The 12,815-nt window shown below is 63.5% G+C and carries 10 protein-coding genes, 1 tRNA gene and 1 pseudogene; 6 read left to right on the forward strand and 6 right to left on the reverse strand.

What is annotated here, in order from left to right:
- From F3J18_RS07210 to F3J18_RS07220, 3 genes are all read left to right on the forward strand, one after another.
- A partial coding sequence (locus F3J18_RS07210; RefSeq protein ID WP_166912243.1) for a DNA-processing protein DprA occupies positions 1-947 on the forward strand: 947 nt, incomplete at its 5' end.
- Positions 947-1,327 carry a thioredoxin family protein gene (locus F3J18_RS07215; RefSeq protein ID WP_013699753.1) on the forward strand — a complete coding sequence of 127 codons (381 nt, stop codon included), beginning with the start codon at positions 947-949 and terminating at the stop codon, positions 1,325-1,327. The genes F3J18_RS07210 and F3J18_RS07215, both read left to right, overlap by 1 nt.
- 210 nt (positions 1,328-1,537) lie before the next feature.
- Positions 1,538-4,186: a DNA topoisomerase III gene (locus F3J18_RS07220; RefSeq protein ID WP_025097237.1), complete on the forward strand. Its 2,649-nt coding sequence runs from the start codon at positions 1,538-1,540 to the stop codon at positions 4,184-4,186.
- Positions 4,187-4,445: 259 nt separating this feature from the next.
- Here F3J18_RS07220 and F3J18_RS07225 read toward each other — a convergent pair.
- Positions 4,446-5,363 (reverse strand): annotated as a pseudogene (locus F3J18_RS07225) (LysR family transcriptional regulator); the annotation flags it as partial.
- Between the two features lie 398 nt (positions 5,364-5,761).
- Between F3J18_RS07225 and F3J18_RS07230 the strand changes: the two are divergent.
- Entirely contained in the window at positions 5,762-6,781 is a 1,020-nt protein-coding gene (locus tag F3J18_RS07230) for a D-2-hydroxyacid dehydrogenase family protein (RefSeq protein ID WP_025097239.1), read from the forward strand.
- Positions 6,782-6,853: 72 nt separating this feature from the next.
- On the opposite strand, the gene F3J18_RS07235 is transcribed toward F3J18_RS07230, so the two are convergent.
- Both F3J18_RS07235 and F3J18_RS07240 read right to left on the reverse strand, forming a co-directional pair.
- Complete coding sequence (locus F3J18_RS07235) at positions 6,854-7,732, reverse strand: patatin-like phospholipase family protein (RefSeq protein WP_025097240.1); 879 nt, start codon at positions 7,730-7,732, stop codon at positions 6,854-6,856.
- Between the two features lie 54 nt (positions 7,733-7,786).
- Positions 7,787-8,191: a PaaI family thioesterase gene (locus F3J18_RS07240; protein WP_013699758.1), complete on the reverse strand. Its 405-nt coding sequence runs from the start codon at positions 8,189-8,191 to the stop codon at positions 7,787-7,789.
- A gap of 190 nt (positions 8,192-8,381) precedes the next feature.
- On the opposite strand from F3J18_RS07240, the gene F3J18_RS07245 reads away from it, so the two are divergent.
- A tRNA-Lys gene (locus F3J18_RS07245) sits at positions 8,382-8,457 on the forward strand.
- A 162-nt stretch (positions 8,458-8,619) separates the two neighbouring features.
- Complete coding sequence (locus F3J18_RS07250) at positions 8,620-9,696, forward strand: site-specific integrase (protein WP_166912245.1); 1,077 nt, start codon at positions 8,620-8,622, stop codon at positions 9,694-9,696.
- Positions 9,697-9,806: 110 nt separating this feature from the next.
- Here the strand turns inward: F3J18_RS07250 and F3J18_RS07255 are convergent, their stop codons facing one another.
- The 3 genes from F3J18_RS07255 to F3J18_RS07265 are packed head-to-tail and all read right to left on the reverse strand — an operon-like array spanning position 9,807 to position 12,396.
- Positions 9,807-10,919 carry a beta family protein gene (locus F3J18_RS07255; protein ID WP_166912247.1) on the reverse strand — a complete coding sequence of 371 codons (1,113 nt, stop codon included), beginning with the start codon at positions 10,917-10,919 and terminating at the stop codon, positions 9,807-9,809.
- Positions 10,920-10,921: 2 nt separating this feature from the next.
- Entirely contained in the window at positions 10,922-12,139 is a 1,218-nt protein-coding gene (locus F3J18_RS07260; RefSeq protein ID WP_166912249.1) for an ImmA/IrrE family metallo-endopeptidase, read from the reverse strand.
- Positions 12,136-12,396: a type II toxin-antitoxin system HigB family toxin gene (locus tag F3J18_RS07265; RefSeq protein WP_166912251.1), complete on the reverse strand. Its 261-nt coding sequence runs from the start codon at positions 12,394-12,396 to the stop codon at positions 12,136-12,138. Before F3J18_RS07265 ends, F3J18_RS07260 begins: the two co-directional genes overlap by 4 nt.
- Positions 12,397-12,815 lie beyond the last annotated feature (419 nt).

A 12,815-nucleotide genomic window follows, 5' to 3' on the forward strand; every position in this document is an offset into this window, starting at 1 on the left:
GGCTGGTGGTGGTGTCGGGGCTCGCGCGCGGCATCGACGCGGCCGCGCATCGCGGCGCGCTGGAGGGCGCGGCCGGCACCGTCGCGGTGGTCGGCACGGGGCTCGATCGCGTCTACCCTGCCGCGCATCGGCAACTCGCCCGGCAGATCGCCGAGCACGGCGCGCTGCTGTCCGAATGGCCGCTCGGCACGCCGGCGCGCGCCGCCAACTTCCCGCAGCGCAATCGCCTGATCGCGGCGCTCTGTGAGGGCGTGCTGGTGGTCGAGGCGGCGCCGCGCTCGGGCTCGCTGATCACCGCGCGCCTGGCCAACGAGCTGGGCCGCGACGTGTTCACGATCCCCGGCTCGATCCATGCCCCGCTCTCACGCGGCTGCCATGCCCTGATCCGCGACGGCGCGACGTTGGTAGAGACGCCGGCCGACGTGCTGGTGGAGCTCGGCATCGCGGCGGTCGACGTCGATACGATGGCCCGTGAAGCCGAAGCGGCAGGCACTCGCTCCGCCGCGAAGCGCAGCCGCCATGCCGAAGCTCACGATTGCGCCACCCGCGATCCAGCCCATTCGCGAGACTGCCCGGATCTGGAATGCAGCGACGACGACGCATCGCCCCGCCACTTCGACGGCGGCGCCGATCACCTCACGCCGGCCGGCGGTGCCGCTCGGCAAGGCGCCCCCTTATCGCCCGAGGCGCTGGCGCTGCTCGACGCGCTCGGCCACGGCCCCGTGCCGGTCGACCTGCTGGCCGCGCGCGCCGGCATCGCCGCCGACGCCCTGCCGCACCTGCTGCTACGGCTGGAACTGGCCGGCCGCGTGGCGAGCCTGCCCGGCGACCGCTACCAGCGGCTCGACACGCCCGCCGCCGCACCCGCCACGCCCCCGGCGCATGCCGTGCTACATTCCGGCGATGCGGGGCAACCCGCGCCACCGCCATCCAGCAAGGAACCGTGATGCCCGCGCTGAATCTCGATACCGACGCCGATCGGATCGCCGAGCGCCTCCGTGATCCCAACGCGCTGCTCGTCGCCTGCCTGTGCGCCGAATGGTGCGGCACCTGCCGCGACTACGACGACACCTTCGAGCGGCTCGCCGCCGCCCATCCCGAGGCCTGCTTCGTGTGGATCGACATCGAAACCCATGCCGACCGCCTCGACGATTTCGACGTCGAGAACTTCCCGACCATCCTGATCGAGGACGCCCACGCGGTGCGCTTCTTCGGCACGGTGCTGCCGCACGCGGGCATCGTCGAGCGGATGCTGAGCGATCTGAGCGCGATTCCCGGCGTGACCCACGCGCCGAAACTGCGCAACCTGCTCGACGTCGCCGTCTGACCCCGAAGTCGACATGCCGGCCTGCCGCGATCGCTCATACCGCCGAGGCCCGCGCCACACGGCGCTTCGGCAGGCTTGCCGGCGCTTCGGCCCCCACTTATGATGGGCCGCTTTTTACACGAGCCGGGTGACGACCCGGCGCCGTGTGCTATAAAGCCGACGTAAAAGGGCCGTCAGACGGCCATCCGGTCTATCCAACCCACTCGAGTCATGTCCAAAGCACTGATCATTGCGGAAAAGCCCTCTGTCGCGAACGATATCGCGCGCGCCCTGGGCGGCTTTACCAAGCATGACGAATACTTCGAAAGCGACGACTTCGTCCTGTCGTCCGCGGTCGGCCACCTGCTCGAAATCGCCGCGCCCGAGGAATACGAGGTCAAGCGCGGCAAATGGAGTTTCGCGCATCTGCCCGTCATCCCCCCGCATTTCGACCTCAACCCGATCGCAAAAAGCGAATCGCGGCTCAAGGTGCTGACCAAGCTGATCAAGCGCAAGGACATCGACCGCCTCATCAACGCATGTGACGCGGGGCGCGAGGGCGAGCTGATCTTCCGCCTGATCGCGCAGCATGCGAAGGCCAAGCAGCCGGTCCAGCGCCTCTGGCTCCAGTCGATGACGCCGGCCGCGATCCGCGACGGTTTCGCCAAGCTGCGCAGCGACGCCGACATGCAGCCGCTGGCCGACGCCGCCCGCTGCCGCTCGGAAGCCGACTGGCTGGTCGGCATCAACGGCACGCGCGCGATGACCGCCTTCAACAGCAAGGGCGGCGGCTTCTTCCTGACCACCGTCGGGCGCGTGCAGACGCCGACGCTGTCGATCGTGGTGGAGCGCGAGGAGAAGATCCGGCGCTTCGTGCCGCGCGACTACTGGGAAGTGCGCGCCGAATTCGTCTGCGCCGGCGGCTTCTACGAAGGCCGCTGGTACGACCCGAAATTCAAGCGCGACGAGCACGATCCCGAGAAGCGTGATTCGCGCCTGTGGGCGCTGCCGGCGGCCGAAACCATCGTGGCGGCCTGCCGCGGCCAGATCGGCGTGGTCAGCGAGGAATCCAAGCCCTCGACCCAGCTCTCGCCGCTGCTCTACGACCTGACCAGCCTGCAGCGCGAGGCGAACAGCCGTTTCGGCTTCTCCGCCAAGAACACGCTGGGCCTGGCCCAGGCGCTGTATGAAAAGCACAAGGTGCTGACCTACCCGCGTACCGACGCGCGCGCGCTGCCCGAGGACTACCTCGGCACCGTCATGCAGACCATGGAGATGCTCAAGGAGAGCAACAACTACCTGCCGCACGCCAAGCAGGTGCTCGACAAGGGCTGGGTCAAGCCGAACAAGCGGATCTTCGACAACGCCAAGATCAGCGACCACTTCGCCATCATCCCGACCCTGCAGGCGCCCAAGGCCCTGTCCGAGCCGGAGCAGAAGCTCTACGACCTGGTGGTCAAGCGCTTCCTGGCGGTGTTCTTCCCGGCGGCCGAGTACAAGGTCACCACCCGCATCACCGAGGTGGCCGGCCATCACTTCAAGACCGAGGGCAAGGTGTTGGTCGAGCCGGGCTGGCTGCAGGTCTATGGCCGCGACGCCGAAGGCGCCGACGCCAACTTGGTGCCGGTGCAGAAGGACGAGAAGGTCAAGACCGACAAGGTCGCCGCCCACCAGTTGGTGACCAAGCCGCCCGCGCGCTACTCGGAAGCCACCCTGCTGTCGGCGATGGAAGGCGCCGGCAAGCTGGTCGAGGACGACGAGCTGCGCGAGGCGATGGCCGCCAAGGGGCTCGGCACGCCGGCCACGCGCGCGGCCATCATCGAAGGCCTGCTCGGCGAGAAATACCTGATCCGCGAGGGCCGCGAGCTGATCCCGACCGCCAAGGCGTTCCAGCTCACCACCCTGCTGCGCGGCCTCGGCGTGAAGGAATTGACCGCGCCCGAGCTGACCGGCGAATGGGAATACAAGCTCTCGCAGATGGAACGCGGCAACCTGCCTCGCGATACCTTCATGCAGGAAATCGCGCGGATGACGCAGACCATCGTCAAGCGCGCCAAGGAATACGATTCGGACACGATCCCGGGCGACTACGCGACGCTCCAGACGCCGTGCCCGAATTGCGGCGGCCAGGTGAAGGAGAACTACCGGCGCTTCGCCTGCACCAAGTGCGAGTTCTCGATCTCCAAGATCCCGGGCAGCCGCCAGTTCGAGATCCCCGAGGTCGAGGAGCTGCTGCAGAAGAAGGAAATCGGCCCGCTGTCGGGCTTCCGCAGCAAGATGGGCCGACCGTTCTCGGCGATCCTCAAGCTGTCCTTCGACGACGAGACCAAGAACTACAAGCTCGAGTTCGATTTCGGCCAGGACCAGGGCGGCGAGGATGGCGAGGCGCCCGACTTCTCGGCGCAGGAGCCGGTGGGCGCCTGCCCGAAGTGCGGTGGGCGCGTGTTCGAGCACGGCATGAGCTATGTCTGCGAGAACTCGGTGGCCAACCCGAAGACCTGCGACTTCCGCTCCGGCAAGGTGATCCTGCAGCAGGAGATCGCCCGCGAGCAGATGGCCAAGCTGCTGTCGGACGGCCGCACCGACCTGCTGCCGAACTTCAAGTCCTCGCGCACCGGCCGCAACTTCAAGGCCTTCCTGGTCAAGCAGCCCGACGGCAAGATCGGCTTCGAGTTCGAGAAGAAGGAGCCGAAGCCGGGCGCCGCCGCCAAGAAGACCGCGGCGAAGAAGACCGCCGCGGCCGCCAACGAGGACGGTGCCGGTTCGGATGCGGCCGAAGCCGCCGTGCCGGCCAAGAAGACCGCCGCCGCGAAGAAGGCGCCGGCCGCCAAGAAAACGGCTGCGGCCAAGAAGGCGCCGGCTCGCAAGACCGGTTCGTGACGAGGTAGCGCGGGGCGGCCCTTCGTGGGCTGCGCCGCGCCGTCTCGGGCGAAGCGATCCGCAAGACGCAAAAAGCGCGCTGTCCTCACGGACAGCGCGCTTTTTTGTGTTCGGCGCCTACGGCTTAGAGCGGCGTCGGCGCGGTCACGCGCTGGCGATTCTTCGGCAGCGGCGCCGGCATCGACGGGCCGGCCGGGCGCGAGCTGCCTTGCGGCGCTGCAGCCAGGTCAGACTGCGACGGCGGCTGCAGGCCGCTGCCGGCCCACTGCTCGCCGAGCGCCGTTTCCGGCGAATGGCTGAAGTGTTCGACCAGGTGATCGATGAAGGTGCGGACCTTGGCCGGCAGGTGGCGACGGCTCGGGTACGCAACGTTGATCTCGACCTGGGGCAGGCGATAGTCGGGCAGCAGGCGCACCAGCTTGCCGCGTGCCGTGTCGCCGCCGATCAGGTAGCTCGGCAGCATCGCGATGCCCATGCCGAGCAGCGCGAACTGGCGCAGCATCTCGGTATTGTTGGCGACGATCACATTGGTCGGCCGCACCCGCACTTCGCCGTCCGGCCCCGTGAACACACGCTCGTCGCCCCAGTATTCGGAGGGCAGGCTCAGCGAGGGGTGCTCCATCAGGTGCTCGGGATGGGTCGGCACGCCATGCTGCTCCAGGTAGGCGGGCGTCGCGCAGACCGTCATGCAGCCGGTGGTCAGGCGCCGCGTGACGATGCTGGCGCTGCGCATCTGCCGCGCGATCACCACGCCGACGTCGAAGCCTTCCTCGACCAGGTCGACCTGGCGGTCAACGAGGGTCAGGTCGGGAATCACCTTGGGATAGCGCTGGGTGTAGGTCTGCAGCACCGGCGCGAGGTTGTGCAGGCCGAACACGACCGGCGCGACGATGCGCAGCGTGCCGACCGGCTCATGATTGCGCGCCACCACCATCTGCTCGACGTCCTCGAGCTCGTCGAGGATCTGGCGGGCACGTTCCAGATAGACCTGACCGGATTCGGTCAGGGAAAGGCTGCGCGTGGTCCGGTTCAGCAGGCGCGTGCCGAGCCGACCTTCGAGGTCCGCGACATGGCGCGTGGCCACGGCGTTCGAGATATCCATCGCACTGGCCGCTCGCGCGAAGCTGCCCAGATCCGCCACCTTGACGAACACTCGCATCGACTGCAAATGATCCATAACCACTCCCGCCGCTGTGCATTACAGCTTCAAAATTGTGTAGCAAATGCGTAATTCTCCTACGACAGCGGATTTGGTGCAGAGTTGCCGTCAGAGTGTGGGAAATCCACAAAAAATGTTCGCCCCAACCTGGGCTTACGCCAGGATTCATCTAATTATTCTGATCATAGAAACAATAGGCTCCAAATACGCCCATTCTCTACGCCAGCTCAACGGTGGCCGGCATTGCGTCCGATCAGCGATCGACGCGATGGCGCCGGGTGCCCCGTAACAAGCTGTTAAAAAGCGATACACCTGCGCCGCCGCCGTCATAAGATCATGGCGGCCCCGCCGTGCGGGCCGCCGGCGCGCCTTGTCGCCCGGTGCTTTCCGTCTTTCGTGCCGCTTCCGAACCCTTCATGAAAATAGCCATCCTCGACGACTATCAGGACGCCGTCCGCAAACTCAACTGTTTCGAGTTGCTCGCCGACCACGAGGTTAAGGTCTTCAACAATAGCGTGCGCGGGCTCGGCCAGCTCGCGAGCCGCCTCGCCGAAATCGAGGCCCTGGTCCTGATTCGCGAACGTACGCATATCACCTCGCAACTGCTGGCAAAGCTGCCGCATCTGCGCATGATCAGCCAGACCGGCAAGGCTTCCAGCCATATCGACATGGCCGCCTGCACCGAGCGCGGCATCGCCGTGCTGGAGGGCACCGGCTCGCCGGTGGCGCCGGCCGAGCTGACCTGGGCGCTGATCATGGCCGCCCAGCGCCGCATCCCGCAGTATGTCGCCAACCTCAAGCAGGGTGCCTGGCAACAATCGGGCCTGAAGACCTCGGCGATGCCGCCCAACTTCGGCCTCGGCCAGGTGCTGCGCGGCCAGACGCTCGGGATCTGGGGCTACGGCAAGATCGGCCAGATGGTGGCCGGCTACGGCAAGGCCTTCGGCATGAAGGTGCTGGTCTGGGGGCGTGAGCATTCGATCGAGCGCGCGCGCGCCGACGGCCACGACACGGCGGCCAGCCGCGAGGCCTTCTTCGAGGAAGCCGACATCCTCACCCTGCATCTGCGCCTGAACGACGAGACGCGCGGCATCGTCAAGCAGGACGACCTGATGCGCATGAAGCCGACCTCGCTGCTGGTGAACACCAGCCGCGCCGAGCTGCTCGAGGACAGCGCGCTGGTCAATGCGCTCGCCTACAACCGGCCGGGCATGGTCGCCATCGACGTGTTCGAGAGCGAGCCGATCCTGCAGGGCTACAGCCTGCTGCGCATGGAAAACGTGATCTGCACGCCGCATATCGGCTATGTCGAGCGCGAGAGCTACGAGCTGTATTTCGGCGCCGCGTTCCGCAATATCCTCGCCTTCGATTCGGGCGACATGTCGAGCGTGGCGAACCCCGACGCGCTGGTCGGCGGGCGCAGCCGGCGCGCCTGAGCGCCGCCGGGCAAAATCATGGCGGCGCCTTGCGCGCCGCCGCCCGTCTCTATCTTTCTGCCGACCGAAGCCTCAGGACGCGACGCTTTCGCGCCGCGCCTGCGCAGCTTCCGTTCCCATCGCGGCGACGAATTCCTCGCCGTCGCGGCGGCCGAGATCGTAGGCGTGCTGCATCTGGCCGGGGCTCGTGTAGTCCCAGCTCGAGATCGGCACCTTGGCCGAGGGCTGCACGTAGAGGCGCGTCTGCTCGCCGTGCGCGACCGTGAAGCGCTGCGGACGCGGATAGCGCCGCGTCACCATCACCAGCACCCTGCCCGGCGTGGGATCGAGCGCGCCGACCGGCACGTTGTCGACCATCCCGCCATCCAGCACCGGCCGCCCCGCGCGACGCAACACCGGCGTGAACGGCGGCGTGCACGAGGACTGCAGGATCAGGTCGGCCAGCTCGTCGACATGGGCGCAATCCTGGGCCCGCACGAACTCGGGGCGGAAGCCGAGTGACTGGCCGAGCGTGGGATGCAGCGTCTTGCGGATGTATTTCTCGATGTTGTAGGCGATCAGGCCCGCCGCCACCGCGCTGCGCGCGCCGAGCCAGCGCGGCACGTGCGACACGCCGATGCGGATTTCCGGCGCGTCGGCCAGCTGGGTGAAGCGCTCGCCGTAGATATCGACCAGCGCCTGCCGGTAGATCCGGTAATGCGGGAACACCGGCTTGCCGCGCAGCAGGTTGCCCCAGTAGGCGTTCTTCGTGTTGCCGCGCAGGGCGTCCAGGTAATAGCGCATCACCCATTGCGAGTCGCTCGTATAGAGCATGCAGGCCGTGGCCGCGCCGGCCGAGATGCCGGTGATCACGCGCGGACGGATGCCCAGCGCCGGTTGCGCGACGTCCCAGAAACCCGCCTGCCACCAGCAGCGGTTGCCGCCGCCGGCGAATACGACCTGGTCGAACATGGACTGACTCTCTTTCTCTCTTCGTTTGTGTGGCTGGATTGCCGTTGCCGCGGCTCAGTTGACGAGCGCGTAGGTGGAGGTGGCATGCACCGCCATCCGCCCTTCATCGTCGAGCACCTCGATCTCGCCGAACACGAGGTTGCGGCCCATGCGCAGCACGCGCGCCGTGACCAGCAGGTCGCCGCAACGGACCGCGCGCATGAAGCTGGTGTTCAGCGCGACGGTGGTCATCGGCCGGAATTCGCCGAGCTTCACCGAGATCGCGGCGAGCATCGCCGTGTCGGCCGCGGCCATGAACACCTGGCCGCAGATCACACCGCCCGAATGCCGCAACTCGCCCGAGAACGGCAGGCGCAGCGTCACCGCCTCGTCCGATACGGCCACCGGCACCAGCCCGAGCGAGCGCACCCAAGGCGCGAGCAGTCGATCGAGCAGCTCGCGAACCGCGTTCTCGTCCATCGTGGAATCCTCGGCAGGGCCGCGCGAATGCCGCACGGCGGATGTGGGCGTCATCATACCGGGAGCGTCGAGGGCTCGACGTTTCGTGCGCCGAGGAAGGCCTCGGGATGGGGTGGAGAACTTTTTGGAGAAAAAAGCGAGAAAGGGCTAGACACGGGGCGGAAGCTCGTGCATAATCTTTTTTCTGTTGGGGGCGTTAGCTCAGTTGGTAGAGCAGCGGACTCTTAATCCGTAGGTCGAGTGTTCGAGTCACTCACGCCCCACCACTGAATTTAGCTGTAGGAAATCAAGCACTTACGAGAAATCGTGGTGCTTTTTTTTCGTCTATAGCCCGCGTGCGCAGGCGTCAAAAACTGGCCTTTGCCGGAAAACTGCCGGAACGGAAGAATCCAGACCAAGCGATCACAATCTTTCGCATGGAGTCTGGAATGGCATACATCAGTCAGCGCGGTGAATATTGGCGCGCCGAGGTTCGTCGGCGCGGGTACAAGCCGGTCTATCGCACGTTCGATACAAAGCAGCAGGCCCAGAAGTGGGCTCGCCACATCGAAGGCGAGATGGATACGGGATCGTTCGTAGACCGCTCGGAAGCCGAGCGCACGACCTTGGCCGAGGCTCTGGAACGCTACCGCAGAGAGATCGTCCCCGAGAAGCGCCATCCCTACCAAGAAGAACGTCGCATTGACCGCTGGCTGACGAACGACCTGGCGTTTCGAACCCTCGCCAACTTGAAAGGGGCCGACTTTGCCAAGTACAGGGACAAACGTCGCGCGGCCGGCCGCGCCGAAAACACCATCCGCCTCGAACTCCAAGTGGTACGCCATCTTTTCGAGATAGCGCGCAAAGAATGGGGCATGGAGGGGCTTTTGAACCCGCTCGACAACATCCGGAAGCCATCCGGCAGCAAAGCCCGAGACCGCCGCCTACACCCTGGCGAATTCGACAAGCTGAAGTCCCTTCTGTCTGCCAGCCGCAATCAATGGGCTGCCCCCGCCTTCGAACTCGCCATTGAAACCAGCCTACGTCAAGGCACCCTGTTCGGTCTCCGATGGGAATGGATAGATCTGAAGGCACGAGTTATCCGTTTCCCTGTAGACGCCCGAGGGGCTGACAACAAGGGCGTACCGCCAATTCTGCCTCTATCAACGCGTGCAACCAACGTACTCCGTTACCTTGCGGCGCATACGGAAGACGACGACACGCGGCTCGCACGCGCCGCATTCGGTCCAGCTGACGTTCGTCACGACCTATCAGGGCCCGTCTTCGCTACCAGCGTAAATGCCGTGATCTGCGTCTGGAAGCGCACGCTCCAGGTGGCCGGAACGAAGGATCCTGAACTGCTGACACTTCGTTGGCACGATCTCCGGCATGAGGCGACTTCGCGGCTCTTTGAGAAAGGCCTGCATCCACTAGAGGTTGCGTCCATAACCGGCCACCGCAGCATGCAGATGCTGAAACGATACACTCACCTTAAGCCGGAAAGCCTCTTGAAAAAACTGGGATAGCGCGCGCGATCAGGTCGTGCGCGCCACACACGGGAAAATCAGCAACGCGCGACCTGATCGCGAGCGCCTGAAGCTAGCAGACCGGACGCAACATCCGCTTCACGTCCCCGTTAAACCGGCTGGTTCAATGCACTAATGCCGCGAGTCGTTCGAGCATATTCGTATGTCTCGGCAACAATCGCTGCCAGATGGTGACTGGTGTCGAACGCGATCCACTGAGTGGAGTTGCCTTTGATCTTGTGCTCGCTACACTTCTTGATCATCTCGTCGCCCCAGCTAAACCCCTCTTTCGCATATTGCGGCGATTTAACAACGTAGTCTGCCAATCCCCACATCTGCCCGCCCTTGGGGCCGATCCGCATCGAGTGGCCCCGAACGATCAGGAACTCATTACCAACGGTATATCGAATTTTGCCGTTGGTGTCAGGCGACATGGCATCACTCGATCTCGGGCTACGTACTCCGTAGTCGCCGAACACAACCCGCACGCCCGGCGTGGAAGGAAGTAACGTCTTCCACAGGATCATCTCACCCCGCTGCAAGAAGGCAGCGGAATTATGCTTTTTGACCGCTTCGTTGATACTCGTCGGCATCGACGAACCGGCGATCACGACCTGGACGAAACCTCGTGAGCGAAGAAACTCGAGCGCCGCCGACACGTCCGGCAGCAGGTCAGCGATGGGACGGTTCCGAATATCGCCCAGATCAATCAACACCGGAAGACTTTGGGCGATCAATCCGCACTCGCCAAGCACGTCGCCGAGCATGTCGTCAAACATCGCAGGATCGGACATGTCCTCAAGGTCTTCTGTTTCGAGCCGCAGCAGAGCCTTACCGCCGTTCATAGCCAACACGTGGCCGATCGCAGCGCGGTACTCGCTGCTCGACCAGCGGTCCGCCCCCACGACGGCGTGGAAGTCCATGCCATGAGCATGCAGTTCCCCGCAGAAGTATGCGTAAACATGCTCCCCACTTTCGACTTTGTCGGTCGGGCCAAAATTGAACATGTCGACGAACAGCGGGCGGTCATTCTGCGCATCGGCGAGCTTGCCCGCCACGTCGCTCAAGTAATCCTGAAGCGATTTCGGGACCTTAGACGTCTGTGGCGGCTGCTTCTGAACATCGAGCAGCGGCATTACCGATCGGGCAACGCGGTCGGGCATATGGCGTAGGGCATCGAACTCGCCATCTTTAGCACGGAGGATAGGCACGTAGGTAAGCAATTTTATACTCCTTGACCCAATCGATTCGCGAATAGCCGTTTAACTTGATCGTATCCGACCACGTCATTGAAGAGCTGGAAGTTATTCAGCTCACGCCGCAGCCGGCCCGCGATCACTGCCGGACTGATCTTCAATTCCCGAGCGAGCGAGTCAATGTTTTCCTTGCTCGGTGCCATGAAGGCATCACTTCTTTTCCACGTTACGCGCGGAATGAATGCTTCACGGGCCAATCTATTAGCCTCAACCTCTCGCCGATCCTCACTTGAAGCGTCCAAGTCGTCGAGGAACGTCTCGTCCTGGCCAACGTGCTTCCACAGGTGAACAACCTCGTGCAGTAGCGTGAACCAGAAATTGTCCAAGCGATCCTGACGAAGAGTCAATGCGACAATCGGCGTTCCGTCACTATCCTTCAGCGCGGCACCATCGAGAGCCGTACCTTTCAGTTGCGGCTCCATCACCACAACGATTCCGTGTTTCTCCAGAAACTCCACGGCCAGTAACGGCCCCTGCTCGAACCAGCTCAGTTGCGCAATCTCTCGAAGAAACTCTGTCGAAAATATCTCGGGCTGAAAGGACCGCGCTGGATTTTTCGCAGCTCGCGCTTTCTGGATTACGCGTGCCAGCCATGCGTGCAACGCATATTTGGTCGTCGGCGAATACGCATGTCCGCCGATTGTTCTGCGGAAAGCCGTCGCTCCGAACTGAAGCCCGACGTCTGCAATGAAGTTCTTGACCAGTTCATCCGCGCTCTTCGTTGCCTTCGACGATAGCTTCGTCAGCCAGCCACGAGCGACCATTTCCTTTACAGGAAATTTCGACCAATCGACCGAATCCTCGGACTTCTCTTCGTTGACCGACGCTAGGCCGACTAATGTGTCGGCGGAAATACCGAGCCCGATCGACAGCGCACGAATCATCGGCACTGTGAGCGGCCGCTTCCTCCCAAGAACCTCGGAAACGCGGCTTCGCGTTCCAAAATACGGCACTAGGTCGGACTGCTTCAGCCCACGTTCTTGCATCCGAAACAAAATCGCGTCAATCGGATCCGGTGCTTCCACCGGGTAACGGTGCGTCTCATAGTCGTCAACCAACACCGACAACAGCTCCAGCCGCTCGGCATCTAAACTTCCACGCTCCGGATGCTGCCGCATCAGCAAATGCACCTGCTCCAGATAGTCTCGATACTGTTCGTCAGATTTAATAACCTTCACTTCGTTCATGATGCTGCCTGTTCCATGCTTACCACCAGTGCGATCTCTTGCGGGAAATGCACTGTAAGTTCGATGTTCCACACGGCTGCCCCCACGCGAAAAATGAATGTGTCCGGCCCTGTCGCCATCGCACGCGGAAACTGCGCGAGCAGATCCGCCGCATCCTTCCAATGCGCAGCCACCAACTCCGAGATCCAGCTCCGTAGCCAGAGTTGGGCGTCTTTATCTAAAGCAACCTGAAGCTTGTCTTTACCGAGTAGCCGCATGTTTGTTCCCAATTTGGGATCAACTATAGCGTCGAACACGGCATCTGTAAAGTTCCCAAATTGGGATTTTTCAGTGCGAGTTCCGCTCCTCCCCAGAGTGGGTGCCTCTCGTTCGCAAGCGAACTCCTGATCATTGGGCGGCTGCGCGGATTGGTACCCAAGAACACCAAACCTCCCGGGAAAATATGACCCTATTTTTTGATGATGGTCGAGTGGGGTTCATACGGGAATACCGGCGCAACTGCGGTGGAAGCCGACCGCTAGTTTCGATCAGCAAGACATGTGACGTATCAGGCGGAGATACACGCCTAGATCTGTATCGTGAGTTGATACGGAACGAGAACCAACCGACCCATGCCGATAGGTCGGCACGGAGACGTTACAATTTGAAACATGCTATGACACTCGGAACCGAGCAG

The sequence above is a fragment of the Burkholderia sp. Ax-1720 genome, assembly GCF_011753035.1.
In the GTDB taxonomy this organism is placed as follows: domain Bacteria; phylum Pseudomonadota; class Gammaproteobacteria; order Burkholderiales; family Burkholderiaceae; genus Burkholderia; species Burkholderia gladioli.

What these genes read in the sequence shown, in the direction of transcription:
- F3J18_RS07240 (WP_013699758.1), bottom strand. Translation starts at nt 8,191, where the DNA reads ATGGACGAGAACGCGGTTCGCGAGCTGCTCGATCGACTGCTCGCGCCT.
- F3J18_RS07235 (WP_025097240.1), bottom strand. Translation starts at nt 7,732, where the DNA reads ATGTTCGACCAGGTCGTATTCGCCGGCGGCGGCAACCGCTGCTGGTGG.
- F3J18_RS07215 (WP_013699753.1), top strand. Translation starts at nt 947, where the DNA reads ATGCCCGCGCTGAATCTCGATACCGACGCCGATCGGATCGCCGAGCGC.
- F3J18_RS07250 (WP_166912245.1), top strand. Translation starts at nt 8,620, where the DNA reads ATGGCATACATCAGTCAGCGCGGTGAATATTGGCGCGCCGAGGTTCGT.
- F3J18_RS07265 (WP_166912251.1), bottom strand. Translation starts at nt 12,396, where the DNA reads ATGCGGCTACTCGGTAAAGACAAGCTTCAGGTTGCTTTAGATAAAGAC.
- F3J18_RS07220 (WP_025097237.1), top strand. Translation starts at nt 1,538, where the DNA reads ATGTCCAAAGCACTGATCATTGCGGAAAAGCCCTCTGTCGCGAACGAT.
- F3J18_RS07260 (WP_166912249.1), bottom strand. Translation starts at nt 12,139, where the DNA reads ATGAACGAAGTGAAGGTTATTAAATCTGACGAACAGTATCGAGACTAT.
- F3J18_RS07230 (WP_025097239.1), top strand. Translation starts at nt 5,762, where the DNA reads ATGAAAATAGCCATCCTCGACGACTATCAGGACGCCGTCCGCAAACTC.